The following is a 19,943-nucleotide window of genomic DNA, read 5'->3' on the forward strand; positions in this document are numbered from 1 at the left end:
TCGGCGAGGGGCACCCGGGCGGCCAGGGTGGCCGGGACGTCTTCCACCTGCCGGGCGGTGCCCCCGGTTATGCCGCCGGAGCCCCGGGCCAGCCGGGCGCCGCGGGCGGCGACGGCACCGGCCGGCGACTCGTCCCGGTCCTCGGTCCACACGTCGCCGAGCAGCGCGGCCCCGGCGTCCTCGGGTGCCCGGTCCCAGCTCAGGCCCACGGTGCTCGGGCCGGGCGCGTCCTCGGGCGGCACCCGAGGTGCGGGTCGGGCTGGCGGCGGCGGAGGCGGCACCGGTGGCTGGCCGATCCGGACGACCGGCCCGTCGTCGTCCTGGCGTGGTCCGACGTCGTCGGCCGGTCGCGGGACACCGGCGACGCCGGTCCGGCTGCGGGCACGCTCACGCCCCGGGCCGGGCGGCTCGGGGCGGTGCGGGTCGGGGGTCACCAGCGATCGTCCGGGTTCGACTCAGACGTCGAGGAGCTCGGTCTCCTTGTTCTTCATCGCCTCGTCGATGCTGGCGACGTGGGTGGCGGTGAGGTCGTCCAGCTCCTTCTCGGCGCGCCGCACCTCGTCCTCGCCGGCCTCGCCGTCCTTGGCGATGCGGTCCAGCTCCTCCTTGGCCCGCCGGCGCACGTTCCGGATCGCGACCTTGGCGTCCTCGCCCTTGGACCGGGCGACCTTGACCAGGTCGCGACGGCGCTCCTCGGTCAGCTGGGGGAACACGACGCGGATCAGCGACCCGTCGTTGGTCGGGTTCACGCCCAGGTCGGAGTTGCGGATCGACTTCTCGATCGCCTGCAGCTGGGTGGCGTCGTAGGGCTTGATGACCGCCATCCGCGCCTCGGGCACGGTGATCGAGGCCATCTGCGGCACGGGGGTGGGTGCGCCGTAGTAGTCGACGACGATCTTGTTGAACATGGACGGCGCGGCGCGGCCGGTGCGCACGGAACCGAGGTCCTCGCGGGCGACCGACAAGGCCTTGTCCATCCGCTCCTCGGCGTCGAGCAGGGTGTCGTCGATCACGGGTTCTCTCCTCCTGCGGCAGCTGCCGCCGTGCTGGCCGGGGTCTGGTGCGGGGGGACGGCGTCCGGCGTGCGCCGCCCGGGTCAGGAGCCGACCGGTCAGGCCCGCTCGCTGATCAGGGTGCCGATCCTCTCACCTGCCACTGCCCGCGCGATGTTGCCGTCACGCAGCAGGTTGAACACGACGATCGGCATCTGGTTGTCCATGCACAGGCTGATCGCCGTGGCGTCGGCGACCTTGAGCTGCTTGGCCAGCACCGTGCCGTAGTCCAGGTCGCGGTACATCGTGGCCGCCGGGTTGGTGCGCGGGTCGTCGTCGTAGACGCCGTCCACCCCGTTCTTGGCCATCAGGAGCACCTGGCACTCGATCTCCAGGGCCCGCTGGGCAGCGACGGTGTCGGTGGAGAAGTACGGCATGCCGGCGCCGGCGCCGAAGATGACCAGCCGGCCCTTCTCCATGTGCCGGATCGCCTTGCGCGGGATGTAGGGCTCGGCGACCTGCCCCATGGTGATCGCGGTCTGCACGCGGGTCTCGAGGCCGGCCTTCTCGCAGAAGTCCTGCAGCGCGAGGCAGTTCATCACCGTGCCGAGCATGCCCATGTAGTCGGCGTGGCTGCGGTCCATGCCGGCCTGGGAGAGCTCGGCGCCGCGGAAGAAGTTGCCACCGCCGACGACCACGGCGACCTGCGTGCCGGCGCCCACGACGGCGGCCAGCTGCTCGGCCATGCTGCGGATGATCTCCGGGTCGACACCGACCTTGCCGCCACCGAACGCCTCCCCGGAGAGCTTGAGGAGCACCCGGCGGTAGCCGGAGCCGTCGAGCGGGGCGAAGGCGGTGGGGGCGGACTTGAGCGCCCCCTGGGTGGCGGGCTGGGTGTCGGTCACGAGCGTCCCTCGGTTCGGTGTCGGGTGGATCGATCCTGCCCCATCCCGGCGCGGGTCTGCCGCGCTGCCGGGCCTGGACAGGCCACCGGCCCCGTCCTCCGGGTGGAGGGAGCGGGGCCGGTGGGTGTCACGGGCGATCAGGCCTGGTCAGGCCTGGCCGACCTCGAAGCGGGCGAACCGGTCGACGGTCAGGCCGGCGTCGGCGATGACCTGCTTGACGGTGCGCTTCGGCTCGGTGATCGAGGGCTGCTCGAGGAGGACGAAGTCCTTGAAGTAGGCGTTGACCCGACCCTCGACGATCTTGCTGATCGCCTGCTCGGGCTTGCCCTCCTCCTTCGCCGTCTGCTCGGCGACCCGGCGCTCGGTCTCGACCGCGTCGGCCGGGACGTCCTCGCGGGTCAGGTAGCGCGGCCGGGCGGCGGCGATGTGCATCGCCAGCGAGCGGGCCGCGTCCTCGTCGCCGCCGGAGTACTGCACCGCGACACCGATGGCCGGGGGCAGGTCGGTGGCGCGCTTGTGCAGGTAGACCGCGGTGGTGCCCTCGAAGGTGACGAACCGGGACAGCACGAGCTTCTCGCCGATGCGGGCCGACTCGGACTCGATCAGCTTCTCGACCGTCTGGCCCTCGACCTCGGTGGCCAGCAGGGCGGCGACGTCGGCCGGCTTCTCGGCCAGGACGACGTCGAGCAGGCGCTCGGCGAGCTTGACGAAGTCGGCGTTCTTGGCGACGAAGTCGGTCTCGCAGTCGAGCTCGAGCAGCGCGCCGTCGCGGCTGACCACGACGCCGTTGGTGGTGGAGCGCTCCAGGCGCTTGCCCACGTCCTTCGCGCCCTTGACGCGGAGGAACTCGATGGCCTTGTCGTAGTCGCCGTCGGCCTCGGTCAGGGCCTTCTTGGAGTCCATCATGCCAGCGCCGGTGGCGTCACGGAGACGCTTCACGTCGGCTGCGGTGAAAGCAGGCATGTCACTTCCTCTGATCTGGTGGTGGTGCGGGGCGCGGACCCCGCGAGGTGAGGTGCCGGCCGGAGCCGGGCATGCGGCGGCGCCGCCCTCCCCGCGGTCAGGCGGGGAGGAGCGGCGCCGACCGGTCAGCCGTTCTGCGCGCCCTGGGTGCCGGTGCTCTGGTCACCGGTGGCGGGGACGCCCTCGACCGGGGCGACCTCGTCGGCCGTGACGGCCGGCGGGGCGGCCGGGGTCTCGGGCAGCTCGGTGGCGGTGGCCGGGGCGGCGGCGTCGGCGGTGCCACCGGTCAGCAGCTCGCGCTCCCAGTCGGCCAGCGGCTCGGCGGCGGCCGGGGCCTCGGCGCCGTCCTCGCCGCGACCGGCGTTGGCCTGCGCGGCCGAGCGGGCCATCAGGCCCTCGGCGACGGCGTCGGCGATCACGCGGGTCAGCAGCGCGGTGCTGCGGATGGCGTCGTCGTTGCCCGGGATCTTGTAGTCGACCTCGTCGGGGTCGCAGTTGGTGTCGAGGATCGCGACGACGGGGATGCCCAGCTTCCGGGCCTCACCGACGGCGATGTGCTCCTTCTTGGTGTCCACGATCCAGACGGCGCTGGGCACCTTCTGCATGTCGCGGATGCCGCCGAGGGAGCGCTCGAGCTTGGCCTTCTCGCGGGAGAGGACCAGCTGCTCCTTCTTGGAGAGGCTGACCAGCGCACCGGTCTGCTCCAGGTCCTCGAGCTCCTTGAGCCGGGCGAGGCGCTTGTAGACGGTCTGGAAGTTGGTGAGCATGCCGCCCAGCCAGCGCTGGTTCACGTAGGGCATGCCGACGCGGGTCGCCTGCTCGGCGATGACCTCCTGCGCCTGGCGCTTCGTGCCGATGAACATGATCGAACCGCCGTGGGCCACGGTCTGCTTGACGAACTCGTAGGCCTGGTCGATGTAACCCAGCGTCTGCTGGATGTCGATGATGTAGATGCCGTTGCGCTCGGTGAAGATGAACCGCTTCATCTTCGGGTTCCAGCGACGGGTCTGGTGCCCGAAGTGGACCCCGCTGTCGAGCAGGTTCTTCATGCTGACGACTGCCACGTGGCGCCGCCTTCCTTCTCGTGCGCGGGCGGCCAGGGGCCGCTGCCGCGCTGCTCGGTTGTCGCGGGCGCACCGGGAGGTGCCCCGCCCTGGTGTCCGACCGCGCCACCGAACCCGCCCGGAGGGGCGGGACCGAGGTGGCGACTGCCCCGCTGGGCTCGCCAGGTGCGCGAGCAGCGGGAAGAGGACACGCGAAGTCGATCCGCCGGAGGCGGACCGCAGGACCAGCATACGCCCTGCCCAGCGGCGGCTCGACCAGGTCGTCCCCAGGTACGCCGGCCGTCCACAGCCGTGCTCCGTGGCGCCCACCGCCGGCATCCGGCCGGCATGGTCCAGCCGTGCTCCTCCCCCGGCCGCTCGTCGTGTGCCTGGTGGTCTGTGCCCTGGTCAGCGGGCAGCCCGCCCCAGCCGGTGCCGCCCCACCGACACCGGAGGCCGCGCCGGCCGCCAACGCCCTCTGGAACTGGCCGCTGGTCGCCGGACCGATGGTCACCCGCCCCTTCCAGGCGCCACCGAGCCCCTATGCCGCCGGGCACCGAGGCGTCGACCTCGCCGGTGCCGCCGGCCAGCCGGTGCTCGCCGCCGGGGCCGGCACGGTCGCCTTCGCCGGCATGGTCGCCGGGCGACCGGTGGTCAGCGTCGACCACCCGAACGGCCTGCGGACGACGTACGAGCCGGTGCGACCGGGGGTGGCCGCCGGCCAGCCGGTGTCCCGCGGCTCGCCGCTGGGGGTGCTCGACGGCGGCCACGGGGGCTGTCCGGTCGAGGCGTGCCTGCACTGGGGGCTGCGGCGGGGCGAGGTCTACCTGGACCCGTTGTCCCTGCTCCGGCCGCCACGGGTCCGGCTGCTGCCCTGGCCCTGATCGACCTGGCCCTGATCGGCCTGTGCCCTGATCGGCCTGTGCCCTGATCGACCTGTGCCCTGATCGACCTGTGCCCTGATCGACCTGTGCCCTGATCGACCTGTGCCCTGATCGACCTGTGCGGAGGCCGTACCGGCCAGGTGTCCCCGGCCAGGTGCCCGGCGTGCACGTGTGCCCGGCGCGACCGGCAGCCACATCGACGGCCGGCCGCCCTCAGCCCTGGTCGAGGCCCGATGGGCACGCCCCGGGCGTCCGCCGCGGAGCACCGCATCGGACGGGTGCGGTGCGGCCGCCGTTGACCGGGGCGCGCCGGCGCTACCGTCCTGCTGTGCGATTCCGACGCAAGCGTGCCCCCAAGCCGGGCGACACCGAGCAGACCGGCGGTGGTCCGGCCGGCGCGGAGCAGGGCACCGCCGGTCCGACCGGCGCGGCCCCGCCCGACACCCCGGCGGACGGCACGACACCAGCCGACGCCGACCCGGGCGGCACCGGTGGCCGGGGCGCCGAGGTGCAGGACGCCTCCCAGGTGCTGGCGGACTTGCGCCGGGTGGTCGACCGGTTCGGCTGGGCCGTGCTGCACGGTGGCGGCACCTCGCCCGCCGACCCGCGCTACTCGTACACGGTCGGGCTGTCGGCCTGGCAGCACCCCGAGGTGGTCGTCGTCGGGCTGCCCTTCCCGGCCGGCGAGAAGTACCTGAACCTGGTCGGCGAGGCCGTCCGCGCGGGCGCCCGGTTCGGTCCGGGTGTCTCCACCACCGCGCTGACCGACCCCGACTCCCCCGTGGTGTTCCTGACCGTCGAGGACACCACCCGCCTGTCGGTGGCCGAGCAGTTCTCCGGCTCGGTCGACGCGCTGCAGCTGATCTGGCCGGACTCCACCGGGCTGCTGCCCTGGCAGGAGGGCCACCGCAACCCCCCGGGCGCCCAGCCGCTGCTCGGCCCGCGCCCCGACGACGACTGACGGCGCCGGCACACCGACGAGCGCAGCTCAGACGACGAACGCGAGGACGGCGAGCGGGTACCAGATCCGCAGTCGGCGACCCGACAGCAGGAAGACCCCGCCGAGAGCGAGCGCGGTGAGCACCGCGAAGGCACCTCCGGCCGGCCCCTGGAGCAGCACGTGGACCGAGCCCCACGTCAGCGCCAGCACCACGCCGCCCCAGGGGACGCCGGGCCGGCCGGAGCGGGCGTCCCCGGCGCGCTGGCCGAAGACCACGATCAGGGCGAGGACCAGCACCTCGGCCAGGTAGTAGAGCAGCTGAGCGGCCATGGCCACCACGGCCGCTGACCCGAAGTCCTCGGTGAAGGCGCGGTGGTCGGCGACCACCTGCAGGCGTCCCGTGCCGGCCCACCGCAGCCCGATGCAGGCGACCACCAACGCGACCATCGCCAGCCAGTCCCGCACGCTCGGTACCGGGCGTGCGACCGGTTCGACCGGAGCGACCTCGGCCGGTACGTCGGCTCGCCGGCCCGGGTGCACGACGCCACGGGCGAGGAGGAGCGCTCCGACCGCCCAGCCCAGCGCGGTCAGCAGCCAGTGCAGCACCGAGGCGCCCAGCCCCCGGTCGCCGGACGGCCCGAGGACGACCGGCTCGACGGCCAGGAGCACCAGTTCCCAGCCGACCAGGGCGAAGGCGTAGAGCGCGCGGTTGAGCCAGCGGCCGGACGTCGTCCGCTCAGGGACCGCGTCGTCAGCAGTGGCCGGGACCTGCCGCACGGCTCAGGCGATGTCGGCGAGCTTGGTGCGCAGGTGCAGCACGGCCTTGGTGTGCAGCTGGCAGATCCGGCTCTCGGTGACGCCGAGGACCCGCCCGATGTCGGCCAGGGTCAGGCCCTCGAAGTAGTAGAGGCTGACGACGACCTTCTCCCGCTCCGGGAGCTGCTCCACCGCCCGGGCCAGCAGCTGCCGGGCCTCGCCGTGCTCGGCCATCGCCTGCGGGTCGAGGGCGGCGGTGTCCTTGAGGGTGTCGCCGAGGCGGGGCGCGGAGCCGTCGTCGTCGACCAGCAGCTCGTCGAGGGCGACCACGTTGACCAGGGAGAGCTGGCCGAGGAACTTGCGCACCTCCTCGACGTCCATCTCCATCTCGTCGGCGACCTCTTCGTCGGTCGGGCTGCGCTGGAGCCTGGCCTCCAACGCGGCGACCGTCCGCTCGTACTGCCGCGCCTTCATCCGCACCGAGCGCGGGATCCAGTCGGTGGAGCGCAGCTCGTCGATGATCGCGCCGCGGATGCGGGCCATCGCGTAGCTCTCGAACTTGATCTCCCGCGAGGGCTCGAAGCGGGTGATCGCGTCGATCAGCCCGAAGGTGCCGTAGGAGACCAGGTCGGCCTGCTCGACGTGCGCGGGCAGGCCGCTGCCCACCCGGCCGGCGACGTACTTGACCAGCGGGGCGTAGTGCAGGATCAGCCGGTCACGCAGGGCGGTGTCCCGGTCGGCCACGTACCGACCCCAGAGATCGGCGACGAAGGAGTCCGGGTCCTCGCTCGCACCGACCTGCTGGACCGTTGCCTCAGACACCCGCACTCCCCCGCTCGACCGTTGCCGTTCCGTTCATCGGCGCACCTCTCACGCTCGGGGATGGGCCTGGGCGTGGACCGCCCGCAGCCGTTCGACCGTCACGTGCGTGTAGACCTGCGTGGTGGCGAGGCTAGCGTGACCCAGCAGCTCCTGGACGCTGCGGAGGTCAGCCCCGCCCTCCAGCACGTGGGTGGCCGCCGAGTGCCGCAGGCCGTGCGGGCCGACGTCGGGGGTGCCCGGCGCCGCAGCCACTGCTGCGTGCACGATGCGGCGGGCCTCCCGGGCGTCCAGCCGGCCACCGCGCACGCCGAGCAACAGCGCCGGCCCACTGCTGGCCGTGGCCAGCACCGGACGACCCCGGGTCAGCCAGTCCTCGAGAGCGGCGGCGGCCGGCGCACCGAAGGGCACGCTGCGCTCCTTGCGGCCCTTGCCGAGCACCCGCAGCAGACGCCTGCCCCGGTCGACGTCGTCGACGTCCAGGCCGACCAGCTCACCGACCCGCACACCACTGGCGTACAGCAGCTCCACCACCAGGGCGTTGCGCAGCCGCAGCGCCGTGTCGGCCGGCTGCTCGTCCTCCACCGCCGGGCGGGCGGCCTCCTCCAGCACCGCCCGCGCCTGGTCGGCGCCCAGGACCCCGGGCAGGGTGCGGTGGGCCCGTGGGCTGGCCAGCCGCAGTCCCACGTCCTCGGCCACCTGGCCGCTGCGGCGCAGGTGGGCGGTGAACGAGCGCGCCGAGGCAGCGCGCCGCGCGGTGGTCGACCGGGCGTCACCGCGGGTGCGCCCCAGGGCCAGCCAGCTGCGCAGGGCGGCCAGGTCGAGGTCGGCCACGGTGCGGCCGCTGCGACGGACAAGGTGGTCCAGCAGCGAGACGACGTCACCGACGTAACCGCGGACGGTGTGCTCGGAGAGGTCCCGCTGCAGCCGCAGGTGCTCCTCCCAGGCCTCCAGCGACTCGGCCAGCGCAGGCGGCAGCCCCGCGCGCAGCTCTGCGGTCCCGGGAGGCATGGGCGCAGCGTCCGTCGGCGGACCCGGCCGGTCAACCCGCCGCGCCGGGCGATGGGTCGTCCACGATCTGCTGGCGCCACGCGGTGACGACGCAGGGCCCTCGTCCACGGCCGCCCGCGGGAGCCGCCGGCGGCCGCGGACGGCCGCTCACGACGCGGACGCCGTCGACGTGACCCGCCAGCCGGTGCCGGTCCACTCGACCAGCTCGGCCAGCTCCAGGGCCGGCAGCACCCGCAGCACGTCGACGACGGTGCAGCCGGCGACCGCGGCCAGCCGCTCCGGCGGCGCCCCGGCGCGCACCGGGCAGGCGTCGAGCACCCGGCGGGCGACGTCGGACAGCGAGTCACGTGCCCTCGCCGGCGGTTCCGCCGGCAGCTCCAGCCCCTCCCCGATCCGGCCGACCGCCGACACGACGTCGCCGGCCGAGGTCACCAGCGCCGCCGCCCGCTCGGTGTCGCGCAGCAGCTGGTGGCACCCGACGCTCATCGCCGAGGTGACCGGGCCCGGCACCGCCATCACCTGCTTGCCCAGGTCCCTGGCCCGCTTGGCGGTCGCCTGCGCGCCGGACCGGGCGGCTGCCTCGACCACCACGGTGCCGCGGGTGAGCGCGGCGATCAGGCGGTTGCGGACCAGGAACCGGTGGCGCAGCGGGGCACAGCCCGGCGGCCACTCGCTGACCAGCAGTCCCGAGTCCTGCACGCGGGCCAGCAGGGCGGAGTGCGCCGCCGGGTAGGCACGGTCGACACCGCAAGCGAGCACCGCGACCGTGGGGGCTCCCGCGGCCAGGGCACCCCGGTGCGCGGCGGCGTCGATGCCGTACGCCCCGCCGGAGACCGTCGTCCAGCCCCGCTCCCCCAGCCCGTGCGCCAGTTCGGCGGCGACGTGCTCGCCGTAGGCGGTCGACGCCCGGGCACCGACCAGCGCCACCGACCGGTCGACCACCTCCGCGAGTGAGCGCTCCCCGCGCACCCACAGGGCCAGCGGCGGCACGAGCGACAGGGTGCGGTTCACGGGTGCGTCCGACGTCTCGCCGGCGGACGCGACGGTGAGGCAGTGCAGGGCCTGCGCCGGCCACTCGCCGTCCTCCGGCACGACCAGCCGGGCGCCGCACCGCGCCGCACGGTCCAGGTCCCGGGTGCTGGCGTCCTCCTCCACCCGCGCACCGGCCAGCGCCTGGACAGCCGGCGGCGCCGCACCGGCGCGCAGCGCAGCGGCGGCCGCCACCGGCCCGGCCTGCTCGACGAACCGCCACAGCGCCACCGACCCCGGCTCCACCGCGCGGGACAGCCACGCCCGGGCCCGGCGCACCTCCGGGCCCGCCCCACCCACCGGCTGCCCGCTCACGCCGCCACCCGCTGCAGCCGCATGCCCAGCGCCTCCGCGACGTCGTCGGCGGTGGGCACCGGGTGACCGGCCAGGTCGGCCACGGTCCAGGCGACCCGCAGCACCCGGTCGAAGCCGCGTACCGACAGCGAACCCCGCTCCAGCGCCCGCTCGGCGAGTGACAGGGCCCTCCACGGCACCGGCCAGCGCTCCCGGAGCAGCCGGCCCGGCACGTCGCTGTTGAGCGCCAGTCCGCTGCCGGCCATCCGCTCGGCCGCGGCGGCCCGCGCCCGGTGCACCCGCTCGGCCACCGTGGCGGTCGGCTCCGGGCTGCCCAGCCCGTCCAGCCAGGCCGCCCGGGTCACCGGCGGCAGGGTGACCCGCAGGTCGATGCGGTCCAGCAGCGGCCCCGACAGCCGGGACTGGTAGCGGCGCCGCTCCAGCGGGCTGCAGGTGCAGGCGGTGTCGCCGGCCGCGCTGGCGCACGGGCAGGGGTTGGCCGCGAGCACCAGCTGCGCCCGGCAGGGGAAGGTGGCCGCACCGCTGGCCCGGTGGATCGTCACCGACCCGCGCTCCAGCGGCTGGCGCAGCGTGTCCAGCACGGTCCGCGGGAACTCGGGCGCCTCGTCCAGGAACAGCACGCCCCGGTGGGCCCGGCACAGTGCGCCCGGACGGATCTGACCGGAACCGCCGCCGACGAGGGCGGCCATCGTCGCCGAGTGGTGCGGCGCCTCGAACGTCGGCCGGGTGACCAGCGGCGCCCCCGGGGGCAGCGTGCCGGCGATGGAGGCGATCGCGGTCACCTCGAGCGCGGCCTGCTCGTCCAGCGCGGGCAGCAGCCCGGGCAGCCGCTCGGCGAGCATCGTCTTCCCGGCACCCGGCGGTCCGCTGAGGAACAGGTGGTGACCACCGGCCGCGGCGACCTCCACCGCGCGCCGTCCGGCCGCCTGGCCGACCACGTCGGCGAGGTCGGGACCGGGCGGCACCGGCGCGGCCGCTGCTCGTGCGTGCGGCGGCAGCGGCGCCTTGCCGGCCAGGTGGGCCACCACCTCGCGCAGGCTCCCGGCGGCGAACACCTCGACGCCCTCGACCAGCCCTGCCTCGTCGGCGTTCTCCTGCGGCACGACGACCTGCCGGTGGCCGGCCCGCGCCGCAGCCAGCACCGCGGGCAGGACCCCGCGGACCGCACGCAGCGAACCGTCCAGCCCGAGCTCCCCCAGCAGCACCAGGTCACCGACGGCGGCCGCCGGCAGCACCCGCGTCCCGGCCAGGACGGCCACGGCCAGGGCCAGGTCGAAGCCGCTGCCCTGCTTGGGCATCGCCGCCGGGGACAGCCCGATCGTCACCCGGCGCAGCGGGAACTCGTGACCGCTGTTGACCACCGCGGCCCGCACCCGGTCGACCGACTGGCGCACGACGGCGTCGGGCAACCCGACGAGCACCACGGTCGGCACGCCGGGCGCCAGGTCCACCTCCACCTCGACCATCGCGCCCTGCACCCCGGCCAGCCCCACCGACCAGGTCCGCGCGAGCGCCATCAGAACGCGTTCCGCAGGTGCGTGACCCGGACCGGGCCGGTGGGCGGCACGTGCACCCCGACGACGTCGAACCGCAGGTCGGGCGCGTGGTGGTCATGGGCGGCCAGCCATGCGCTGGCCAGCACCCGCAGCCGGCGCCGCTTGGCGGGGGTGACCGCCTCGGCCGGAGGCCCGAAGCCGGTGCCGCTGCGGGTCTTGACCTCGCAGAACACCAGCGCGTCGCCGTCGCGGGCGACGACGTCGAGCTCACCGCCGCGGCAGCGCCAGTTGCGGTCGAGGACGAGCAGCCCGGCGTCGGTCAGCGCCCGGACGGCCACCCGCTCGCCGTAGGCGCCGAGGGCGGCGCGGTGGCCGGCGGACTGGGTTCGGGGAGGACTGGACACCCGTCGACCGTGACGGCCGGCACCGGCGTCCCACCAGGGCTCGGACCTCGTTGTGGACGACGGCCCCGGCTGTGGACGGCGACCGGCCGGCCGCGGTCACCGGCGGGGAGGGTGACCGGGTGCGCAGCAGCCGGGTGCGGGGCCGATCAGGGCAGGCGGGGGTTGTCCGGCAGCTCGAGGTCGGGCTTGTCCAGCTCCTCCACGTTGACGTCCTTGAACGTCACCACCCGCACGTTCTTCACGAACCGGGCGGGGCGGTACATGTCCCAGACCCAGGCGTCGGAGAGCCGGAGCTCGAAGAACACCTCTCCCCCGGCGTCGCGGACCTGGAGGTCGACGCTGTTGGCCAGGTAGAAGCGCCGCTCGGTCTCCACCACGTAGGAGAACTGGCGGACGATGTCCTTGTACTCGCGATAGAGCTGCAGCTCCATCTCGGTCTCGTACTTCTCGAGGTCCTCGGTGCTCATCGCGCGTGCTCCATCGGTGCCGGGGACGTCAGTGCCGCGACCGGGGCCCCGGGCGGCACCGGACCATCATCGTGCATGCCGGTCGCAGTCGGCAGCGGCGGCGTCCGGACGGCGTGTGCGTTCCGGGCCCGGGCGACGTTGACGAAGCGCATCCGGTGCTCCGGGCAGGGCCCGTGACGGTCGAGCGCGGCGCTGTGCGCGTCGGTGATGTAGCCCTTGTGCTCGGCGAACCCGTACTGGGGGAACCGGCCGTCCAGCTCCAGCATCACCCGGTCCCGGGTGACCTTGGCCAGCACCGAGGCGGCCGCGACGCACGCGGCGACCCGGTCGCCCTTCCAGACCGCGAGCGAGGGCTGCACCAGGCCGCTGACCGGGAAGCCGTCGGTCAGCACGTACTCGGGCACCGGGTCCAGGGCGCGGACCGCGCGGCGCAGCGCCTCGATGTTGGTCACGTGCATGCCCCGGGCGTCGAGGTCACCGACCGGGATCGCCACCACCGACCAGACCAGCGCCCGGTCGACCACCTCGGCGTAGACGTCCTCGCGGGTGGCGGCGTTGAGCAGCTTGGAGTCGGCCAGGCCCGGCACCCTCCCCCGCCGTCCGGCCGGCAGCACGCACGCGGCGGCGACCAGGGGCCCGGCGCACGCGCCGCGGCCCGCCTCGTCCGCGCCGGCGATGGTGGCGAAGCCGCGCTGCCGCAGCGAGCGCTCCATCGCCCAGAGGTCGTCCGGGACGTCGTCACGGGTGGCCCGGCGCGCCGGCGGACGGGGCGCGGCGGGAGCAGGTCGAGCAGCCATCGCCTGCCGACCCTACGTCGGTGGCACCACCCCGCCCGTGCCGCGGGTCCGAGGACGCAGCGACGTGGGGGCAGGCCCACCGAGGGGCCGGCGCCGGCGCTCGGTCAGCCGGCGTCGGCCTCGCGGGCGGGCCGGGTCTGCGCCGGACGACGGACCCGCCGCCACCCCGTCCGGGGCGGTCGCCGCGACGGGCCGGTGAGCCGGGCGCCACGACGACGCCGCCAGGCGGTGAGCGGCGCGGCACCGGCCAGCCCGAGGGCGTACGGCGCGGCGAGGGCAGCGGTGTCCTGCACCGGGGTCGGCCCGCTGCCGGTCGGGGCGAGCCCCTCGGCCTGCCCCTGCTGGATGTCGGGGCTGTCGAGCACGCCGAACCGGTCCAGCGGCCAGACGATCAGCGCCGCCTTGCCGATCACGTCGTCCACCGCGATGGTGCCGGCGTACTCGTCGTCCATGTGGGCCTTGGAGTCGGCCGAGGCCGAGCGGTGGTCGCCCATCACCCACAGCCGGCCCTCCGGCACGTGCACCTGGCCGAACTCGCGGCCCGTGGAGGTGCCGGTGCCCAGCGGGGAGTCCTGGTAGATGTAGGGCTCGTCCAGCGGTTCGCCGTCGACCAGCACGCGGCCCTGCGGGTCGCAGCACTCCACCGTCTGGCCGCCCACGGCGATGACCCGCTTGACGTAGTCGTCCTCGCTCGGCGGCGCGACCCCGATGGCCCGCCCCAGGGTCAGCAGCGCGCCGGACAGCCAGTTGCCGGGCTCCTCGACGGCGATCTCGGGCGACCAGGTGTCCGGCCCGCGGAAGACGACGATGTCGCCGGGCTCGGGCTCGCCGAACCAGTAGGGCACCTTGTTGACCAGCACCCGGTCGCCGGTGCAGCCGGTGCAGCCGTGCAGCGTCTGCTCCATCGACCCGGAGGGGATGAAGAAGGCCTGCACCAGGAAGGTCTTCACCAGCAGCGCCAGCACGAAGGCGATCACCAGCAGCACGGGCAGCTCGCGCAGCAGCGAGCCCTTCTTGGCCCGCTCCTGCCCGGCCCGGCGGCGACCCGACCCGGTGGGGGCGCCGTCGCCGGTGTCGCGCGCGGTGGACCCGGCGGTCGGCTCGGTCGAAGCGGACTGCCCGGTGGGGCGGGCGTCTGCAGGCTCAGCGGGCCCGTGCGTGCTCATCGCGGCCCAGCGTACGGTCCGCCCGCCGGCCCGGCCGCCGACCCGCCCGCCGGACGCGGTCGCCGCGGACACGCCCCCACGAACGCGAACGGACCGGCTGCGGAGTGCAGCCGGTCCGTTCGAGGAGACGCTGGGGTCAGCGCGAGACGACCTCGCGCTTCTCCTTGATCTTGGCGGCCTTGCCGCGCAGCTCGCGGAGGTAGTACAGCTTGGCCCGGCGGACGTCACCGCGGGTCAGCACCTCGATCTTCTCCACCACCGGGGTGTGCACCGGGAAGGTGCGCTCCACGCCGACGCCGAAGCTGACCTTGCGGACGGTGAAGGTCTCGCGGATGCCGCCGCCCTGGCGCCGGATGATGACGCCCTGGAACACCTGGACGCGCGAGCGGTTGCCCTCGATGACCCGCACGTGCACCTTCACGGTGTCCCCGGGCCGGAAGTCGGGGATGTCGTCGCGCAGCGACGCGGCGTCGAGGGCGTCCAGGGTGTTCATCGCAGCAGTCCTCAGTCCTAGCGGGAAAGTCGTCGTGACTCGGGCAGCGGTTGCCCACTGCAGCCGTGCCGGGTGGCTGCGCTCCACCGCCCGGTGGGGGACGGAGCCACCGTCGGCGTGGAGCCGACGGCCTGCAGCAGCTCTCTACTGTGCCACATCTTCAGTCGACCACGCGTGGCGGCCCCACCCACGGGCCTCGGAGCACCTCCGGGAGCGCCGTCGCGAGGTCCCGCGGCGCGAACCGCTCGGCGCTGCCGGCGATCTCCGCCGGTGACCACCACCGGTGCGGTTCGTCCAGCTCCTGCTCCAGCTCGGTGCGCCCGCTCACGTCGACGTCGTGCAGCACGTCGCGCAGCACGAAGAAGGTCTCCCGGGCGTCGAGCAGGGTCTCGCCCCACCGACCCTGCCAGCGACGGAGCCAGACCGGGCCCTCCAGCTCGGCGGGCGCGACGACCAGCCCGGTCTCCTCGGCCAGCTCGCGCACCGCCGCCGTCCGCAGGTCCTCGCCGTCCTCGACGCCACCGCCGGGGGTGAACCAGTACTCGACGTGGCCCGGGTCGGTGCGCGGCTGCAGGCCGCGCCCGCCGAACAGCAGCACCCGCTGCTGGGGGTCGAGCACCAGCACCCGGGCCGAGGGACGCACCCAGACGCCGGCGTTCACGCCGAGGGGTCCGCGTCCAGCGCGGCGCGGTCGGCGGCGGTGAGCGCGCCGTCGGGCAGGGCCGCCAGCAGGTCGGGACGACGGTCGGCGGTGCGGCGCAGCGACTCGGCCCGCCGCCAGCGGGCGATGGCGGCGTGGTCACCGGAGAGCAGCACCGGCGGGACGTCGTGCCCGCGCCAGGCCGCCGGCCGGGTGTAGGAGGGGCCCTCGAGCAGCCCGTCGGCGTGCGAGTCGAACTCCACGGAGTCGGCGTTGCCGACCACGCCGGGGATCAGCCGGGTGACCGCCTCGACCATGACCAGCACCGCCGACTCACCACCGGCCAGCACGTAGTCACCGATCGAGACCTCCGACACCGGGCCGGCGCCGGCGGCCCAGTCGGCGACCCGCTGGTCGATGCCCTCGTAGCGGCCACACGCGAAGACGAGCCCGGGCTCGGTGGCCCACTGGGCCGCCACCGCCTGGGTGAACGGCCGGCCGGCCGGGGTGGGCACGACGAGTCGGGTGCCGGGCGGGCGGACCGCCTCCAGCGCACGGGCCCAGGGCTCCGGGCGCATGACCATGCCCGGCCCGCCGCCGTACGGGGAGTCGTCGACCGTGCGGTGGACGTCGTCGGTCCACTGCCGCAGGTCGTGCACCCCGACGGAGACCAGGCCCCGGGCGGCGGCCTTGCCCAGCAGCGACTGGCCCAGCGGGGCGAGGTACTCGGGGAAGATCGTGACGACGTCGACGCGGAACGTCACAGGTCGAGCAGCCCCTCGGGCGGGTCGACGACCAGCCGGCCGGCGGCGACGTCGACGGTGGGGACGATCGCGGTCACGAACGGCACCAGCACCTCACCGCCCTCGGGACGCCGCACGACGAGCAGCTCGGTGCCCTCGTGCCGGACGGCGGTGACCTGCCCGACCGGCGTGCCGTCGGGCAGCTCGGCGGCCAGCCCGACCAGCTGGTGGTCGTAGAAGGACTCCGGGTCATCCAGCGGGGGCAGCTCGGCGACCGGCACCAGCAACTGCGTGTTGCGCAGGGCGTCGGCCTCCTCGCGGTCGGCGAGCACCGTGCCGTCGGGGCGCGCCAGGGTGAGCAGCAACGTGCCGCTGTGCCAGCGGGCGGCCTCGACGGTGAGCGGGCCACGCGGGGCCGGCTCGGTGAGCAGCACCGACCCGGGGGCGAACCGCAGGTCGGGGTCGTCGGTGCGCACCTCGACGGTCACCTGACCACGAACACCGTGGGGTCGGCCGATGCGGCCGACCACCACGGTGTCGGTGGAGTGCGGGGTGGCGCCGGAGGCGCCGGGAGTGCTCAGCGCCCGTCGGTGTCGACGACGTCGACCCGCAGGCCACGCCCACCGACACCGGTCATGACCTGGCGCAGCGCCTTGGCGGTGCGCCCGCCGCGGCCGATGACCTTGCCGAGGTCGTCGGGGTGCACCCGGACCTCGAGGGTCTTGCCGCGGCGGCCGTTGACCAGGTCGACCACGACGTCGTCGGGGTTGTCGACGATGCCCTTGACCAGGTGCTCGAGCGCTTCTTCGAGCACGTCTTACTCGGCGGGCGTCTCGGCCGGGGCGCCGGAGGCGGCGGACCCGGAACCGGCGGCGCCGGCGGCCTCGGCCACTGCCTCGGCCGGAGCGGAGGCGGCGTCGGCCTTGGGAGCGGCCTTCTTCTTCGGGGTGGTGGCGTCGGCAGCCGGCTCGCCCATGGCGGCGCGGGCGGCCTCCTCGTAGACGGCCTTCTTGTCGGCCTTCGGCGCCGCGACCTTCATCGGGGCCGGAGCCGGCTCGCCCTTGAACTTCTGCCAGTCACCGGTGACCCGGAGGATGGCGGCGACGGCCTCGGTCGGCTGGGCGCCGACGCCGAGCCAGTACTGCGCGCGCTCGCTGTCGACCTCGATGAAGGACGGGTCCTCCTTCGGGTGGTACTTGCCGATCGTCTCGATCGAACGACCGTCCCGCTTGGTGCGGGCGTCGGCGACGACGATGCGGTAGTACGGCGCGCGCATCTTGCCCAGGCGCATGAGCTTGATCTTGGTGGCCACGGTGTGTGGTGTGCTCCTCGAACGTGTGTGGTTGCTCGCCGGACGGACGCGTGGGGGTACGCCGGGGCGGAGCGATGGACACGGGCGGGGAACGGTGAGAGGGCCGTCACCGCCGTGTTCGACAGACCATGATGCCAGACGTGGCGACTGCTCCTGAACCCCAGCCCGGCGTCCTGCACCACATCGAGCTGTGGGTGCCCGACCTGGGCCGGGCCACCCGGTCGTGGGGCTGGCTGCTGGGGTCGCTCGGCGCACGGCCGTTCCAGGCCTGGGAGCACGGCCGCTCCTGGCGGTGGGCCGACGGCAGCTACGTCGTCGTCGAGCGGTCACCGGCGCTGGCGGGCGACCGGCACGAGCGCCGCGCCCCGGGCATGAACCACGTGGCGTTCTGGGCCGGCTCTCCGGCGGAGCTCGATGCCCTGGTGGCCGAGGCACCGGCACACGGCTGGGCGCTGCTGTTCGGCGACCGGCACCCCTTCGCCGGCGGTCCGGACCACCGGGCGGCCTACCTCGCCGACGCCGACGGCTACGAGGTGGAGCTGGTCGCCCGCCCCTGAGGGCTCACGCCCCGGCGTCGTCCGGGGGCACCAGATCGTCCGGGGGCACCAGGAAGCCGCCCCAGCCGTCGTAGCGGCCACCGTGCCGGTCGACGATGCCGACGACCTCGCGGGTGAAGGCGGCCGCGGTGTCGTGGTCCACCGCGGTCATCGCGCTGAACTCCAACCAGACGGTGAGCAGTCGGCGGTACAGCCCGTCGACCCGGTAGCCGGCCGCGGTGAGCTCCGCACCGGCCGCCGTCGCCGCCGACCGGGTGCGGAACCCGGCCAGGTGGTCGATCGGGCGTGGGGCGTGCACCTGGTCACCGTGGCTCAGGTTGGCCTCCACCGTCTGCGCGGTCAGCCTCAGCTGCTGGTCCAGGTCTGCCGTCACGGCAGCAGTGCACCACGCGAGCTCCGGCCCGCCACGCAGGCGGGCCGGACCTCAGCCGCGGACGGCGGCGAGCACGGCCTCGCGGGCGTCGGCGACCGGCACCTCGGAGCGCTCCCCCGTGGCCCGGTCGCGGACCTCGATCACGCCCTCGGCCAGGCCGCGGCCCACGGTCACGATCGTCGGCATGCCGAGCAGCTCGGCGTCCTTGAACTTCACGCCCGGGGAGACCTTGGGGCGGTCGTCCAGCAGCACGGTCAGCCCGGCGGCGACCAGCTCGCCGGCGAGGGTCTCGGCGTAGGAGAAGACGGCGGCGTCCTTGCCGGTGGCGACCAGGTGGACGTCGGCCGGGGCGACCTCGCGCGGCCAGACCAGTCCGAGCTCGTCGTGCATCGACTCGGCGATCGCGGCGACCGCCCGGGAGACGCCGATGCCGTAGGAGCCCATGGTGACGGTGACGAGCTTGCCGTTCTCGTCGAGCACCTTGAGGTCCAGCGCCTCGGCGTACTTGCGGCCCAGCTGGAAGATGTGGCCCATCTCCACGCCGCGGGCGAGCTCCAGCGGGCCGGAGCCGTCGGGAGCGGGGTCACCGGCCAGCACCTCGGCGGCCTCGATCACCCCGTCCCAGGTGAAGTCGCGGCCGGCGACCAGGTCGAAGACGTGCCGGCCGGCCTCGTTGGCGCCGGTGACCCAACGGGTGCCGGGGACGACGCGGGGGTCGACCAGGTAGCGGATGCCGGCCTTGCCCTCGCTGCCGAGGACCTGCGGGCCGATGTACCCCTTGACCAGGTCGGGGTGGGCGGCGAAGTCGGTGAAGGGCTCGACCTCGGCCGGGGCGACCTGGGCCTCCAGCCGCTTCGTGTCGACCTCCCGGTCACCGGGCAGGCCGATCACCAGCGGCTCGCGGGTGCCGTCGGGGTGCACCAGGGTGACCACGACGTTCTTCAGCGTCTGGGCCGCGGTGTAGCCGGCGTCGGGGAACAGCTCGTTGGCCACCGCGACCAGCGTCTCGATGGTGGGGGTGTCGGGGGTGTCCTCGACGTGCGCCTCGGGCAGCCCGTCGAACGGGACGGACTCGGGGACGACGGTGGAGACCGCCTCCACGTTGGCGGCGTACCCGCCGGGCGAGCGGACGAAGGTGTCCTCCCCGATCGAGGTCGGGTGCAGGAACTCCTCGCTCTTGGAGCCGCCCATCGCCCCGGACATCGCCGAGACGATCACGTACTCCAGACCCAGCCGGTCGAAGATGCGGATGTAGGCCTCGCGGTGCGCGGCGTAGGAGCGGTCGAGCCCGGCGTCGTCCACGTCGAAGGAGTAGCTGTCCTTCATGGTGAACTCGCGGCCGCGGAAGAGCCCGGCCCGGGGCCGCGCCTCGTCCCGGTACTTGGTCTGGATCTGGTAGAGCGAGACCGGCAGGTCCTTGTAGGAGCCGTAGAGGTCCTTCACCAGGAGGGTGAACATCTCCTCGTGGGTGGGGCCCAGGAGGAAGTCGTTGCCCCGGCGGTCCTGGAGCCGGAAGAGGTTGTCGCCGTACTCGGTCCAGCGACCGGTCGCCTCGTAGGGCTCGCGCGGCAGCAGCGCCGGGAAGTGCACCTCCTGCGCGCCCATCGCGTCCATCTCCTCGCGGACGATGCGCTCGACGTTCCGGAACACCCGCCAGCCCAGCGGCAGCCAGGTGAACCCGCCCGGGGCGGCGCGGCGGATGTACCCACCGCGGGCCAGCAGCCGGTGGCTGGGGACCTCTGCGTCGGCGGGGTCGTCGCGCAGGGTGCGCAGGAACAGGGAGGACATCCGAAGGAGCACGTCAGGAGTGTCCCAGGCGTCCACCGGACGCCGTCCAT

General features: G+C 74.6%; 25 protein-coding genes. 3 read left to right on the forward strand and 22 right to left on the reverse strand.

The window, feature by feature from the left end:
* From ACJTNH_RS17455 to rpsB, 5 genes are all read right to left on the reverse strand, one after another.
* A partial coding sequence (locus ACJTNH_RS17455; protein ID WP_458177928.1) for a hypothetical protein occupies positions 1–242 on the reverse strand: 242 nt, incomplete at its 3' end.
* A 213-nt stretch (positions 243–455) separates the two neighbouring features.
* On the reverse strand, positions 456–1,013 hold the full coding sequence (frr, locus tag ACJTNH_RS17460; protein WP_458177930.1) for a ribosome recycling factor: 558 nt from the start codon (positions 1,011–1,013) through the stop codon (positions 456–458).
* 98 nt (positions 1,014–1,111) lie between these two features.
* On the reverse strand, positions 1,112–1,897 hold the full coding sequence (gene pyrH / locus ACJTNH_RS17465; RefSeq protein ID WP_458177932.1) for a UMP kinase: 786 nt from the start codon (positions 1,895–1,897) through the stop codon (positions 1,112–1,114).
* Between the two features lie 147 nt (positions 1,898–2,044).
* Complete coding sequence (tsf, locus tag ACJTNH_RS17470; RefSeq protein ID WP_458177934.1) at positions 2,045–2,860, reverse strand: translation elongation factor Ts; 816 nt, start codon at positions 2,858–2,860, stop codon at positions 2,045–2,047.
* 125 nt (positions 2,861–2,985) lie between these two features.
* Complete coding sequence (rpsB, locus tag ACJTNH_RS17475) at positions 2,986–3,924, reverse strand: 30S ribosomal protein S2 (RefSeq protein WP_458177936.1); 939 nt, start codon at positions 3,922–3,924, stop codon at positions 2,986–2,988.
* Between the two features lie 338 nt (positions 3,925–4,262).
* Here rpsB and ACJTNH_RS17480 point away from each other — a divergent pair, with 338 nt between their 5' ends.
* A complete protein-coding gene (locus tag ACJTNH_RS17480) occupies positions 4,263–4,787 on the forward strand; it encodes a M23 family metallopeptidase (protein ID WP_458177938.1) in 525 nt (174 codons plus the stop codon).
* 328 nt (positions 4,788–5,115) lie between these two features.
* The gene (locus ACJTNH_RS17485) at positions 5,116–5,748 is read left to right on the forward strand and encodes a DUF4262 domain-containing protein (protein WP_458177940.1); all 633 of its coding nucleotides are present in this window, start codon (positions 5,116–5,118) and stop codon (positions 5,746–5,748) included.
* Positions 5,749–5,775: 27 nt separating this feature from the next.
* On the opposite strand, the gene ACJTNH_RS17490 is transcribed toward ACJTNH_RS17485, so the two are convergent.
* From ACJTNH_RS17490 to rpsP, 15 genes are all read right to left on the reverse strand, one after another.
* Positions 5,776–6,504: a hypothetical protein gene (locus tag ACJTNH_RS17490; protein ID WP_458177942.1), complete on the reverse strand. Its 729-nt coding sequence runs from the start codon at positions 6,502–6,504 to the stop codon at positions 5,776–5,778.
* A gap of 3 nt (positions 6,505–6,507) precedes the next feature.
* Positions 6,508–7,305 (reverse strand): RNA polymerase sigma factor WhiG, encoded by a 798-nt coding sequence (gene whiG, locus ACJTNH_RS17495; protein ID WP_458177943.1) that lies wholly within the window; start codon positions 7,303–7,305, stop codon positions 6,508–6,510.
* A gap of 48 nt (positions 7,306–7,353) precedes the next feature.
* Complete coding sequence (locus tag ACJTNH_RS17500) at positions 7,354–8,313, reverse strand: tyrosine recombinase XerC (RefSeq protein ID WP_458177945.1); 960 nt, start codon at positions 8,311–8,313, stop codon at positions 7,354–7,356.
* A 147-nt stretch (positions 8,314–8,460) separates the two neighbouring features.
* The gene (dprA, locus tag ACJTNH_RS17505; RefSeq protein ID WP_458177947.1) at positions 8,461–9,657 is read right to left on the reverse strand and encodes a DNA-processing protein DprA; all 1,197 of its coding nucleotides are present in this window, start codon (positions 9,655–9,657) and stop codon (positions 8,461–8,463) included.
* A complete protein-coding gene (locus tag ACJTNH_RS17510; RefSeq protein WP_458177949.1) occupies positions 9,654–11,174 on the reverse strand; it encodes a YifB family Mg chelatase-like AAA ATPase in 1,521 nt (506 codons plus the stop codon). The genes dprA and ACJTNH_RS17510 overlap by 4 nt, the downstream gene beginning before the upstream one ends.
* Positions 11,174–11,557, reverse strand: coding sequence for a YraN family protein (locus ACJTNH_RS17515; protein ID WP_458177951.1), 384 nt, complete (start codon positions 11,555–11,557; stop codon positions 11,174–11,176). The genes ACJTNH_RS17510 and ACJTNH_RS17515 overlap by 1 nt, the downstream gene beginning before the upstream one ends.
* Before the next feature lie 146 nt (positions 11,558–11,703).
* Positions 11,704–12,024 carry a DUF2469 domain-containing protein gene (locus ACJTNH_RS17520; protein ID WP_222193846.1) on the reverse strand — a complete coding sequence of 107 codons (321 nt, stop codon included), beginning with the start codon at positions 12,022–12,024 and terminating at the stop codon, positions 11,704–11,706.
* The gene (locus ACJTNH_RS17525) at positions 12,021–12,821 is read right to left on the reverse strand and encodes a ribonuclease HII (RefSeq protein ID WP_458177954.1); all 801 of its coding nucleotides are present in this window, start codon (positions 12,819–12,821) and stop codon (positions 12,021–12,023) included. Before ACJTNH_RS17525 ends, ACJTNH_RS17520 begins: the two co-directional genes overlap by 4 nt.
* 104 nt (positions 12,822–12,925) lie before the next feature.
* A complete protein-coding gene (lepB, locus tag ACJTNH_RS17530; RefSeq protein WP_458177956.1) occupies positions 12,926–13,987 on the reverse strand; it encodes a signal peptidase I in 1,062 nt (353 codons plus the stop codon).
* A gap of 136 nt (positions 13,988–14,123) precedes the next feature.
* Entirely contained in the window at positions 14,124–14,480 is a 357-nt protein-coding gene (gene rplS, locus ACJTNH_RS17535) for a 50S ribosomal protein L19 (RefSeq protein WP_458177958.1), read from the reverse strand.
* A 160-nt stretch (positions 14,481–14,640) separates the two neighbouring features.
* Positions 14,641–15,141: an NUDIX hydrolase gene (locus tag ACJTNH_RS17540; RefSeq protein WP_458177960.1), complete on the reverse strand. Its 501-nt coding sequence runs from the start codon at positions 15,139–15,141 to the stop codon at positions 14,641–14,643.
* Positions 15,138–15,884 (reverse strand): tRNA (guanosine(37)-N1)-methyltransferase TrmD, encoded by a 747-nt coding sequence (trmD, locus tag ACJTNH_RS17545; RefSeq protein WP_458177962.1) that lies wholly within the window; start codon positions 15,882–15,884, stop codon positions 15,138–15,140. The genes ACJTNH_RS17540 and trmD overlap by 4 nt, the downstream gene beginning before the upstream one ends.
* Positions 15,881–16,396 carry a ribosome maturation factor RimM gene (gene rimM, locus ACJTNH_RS17550; protein ID WP_458177964.1) on the reverse strand — a complete coding sequence of 172 codons (516 nt, stop codon included), beginning with the start codon at positions 16,394–16,396 and terminating at the stop codon, positions 15,881–15,883. Before rimM ends, trmD begins: the two co-directional genes overlap by 4 nt.
* 44 nt (positions 16,397–16,440) lie before the next feature.
* On the reverse strand, positions 16,441–16,677 hold the full coding sequence (locus tag ACJTNH_RS17555; RefSeq protein WP_014742367.1) for an RNA-binding protein: 237 nt from the start codon (positions 16,675–16,677) through the stop codon (positions 16,441–16,443).
* A gap of 3 nt (positions 16,678–16,680) precedes the next feature.
* Positions 16,681–17,175 carry a 30S ribosomal protein S16 gene (gene rpsP, locus ACJTNH_RS17560; RefSeq protein WP_458177966.1) on the reverse strand — a complete coding sequence of 165 codons (495 nt, stop codon included), beginning with the start codon at positions 17,173–17,175 and terminating at the stop codon, positions 16,681–16,683.
* A 140-nt stretch (positions 17,176–17,315) separates the two neighbouring features.
* Between rpsP and ACJTNH_RS17565 the strand changes: the two genes are divergently transcribed.
* Complete coding sequence (locus ACJTNH_RS17565) at positions 17,316–17,732, forward strand: VOC family protein (RefSeq protein ID WP_458177968.1); 417 nt, start codon at positions 17,316–17,318, stop codon at positions 17,730–17,732.
* A 4-nt stretch (positions 17,733–17,736) separates the two neighbouring features.
* Here ACJTNH_RS17565 and ACJTNH_RS17570 read toward each other — a convergent pair whose 3' ends face one another.
* A complete protein-coding gene (locus ACJTNH_RS17570) occupies positions 17,737–18,105 on the reverse strand; it encodes a ribonuclease E inhibitor RraB (protein ID WP_458177971.1) in 369 nt (122 codons plus the stop codon).
* Positions 18,106–18,156: 51 nt separating this feature from the next.
* Positions 18,157–19,893: a proline--tRNA ligase gene (locus ACJTNH_RS17575; RefSeq protein ID WP_458177973.1), complete on the reverse strand. Its 1,737-nt coding sequence runs from the start codon at positions 19,891–19,893 to the stop codon at positions 18,157–18,159.
* Positions 19,894–19,943: the final 50 nt, after the last annotated feature.

The organism is Modestobacter lacusdianchii (assembly GCF_054177765.1).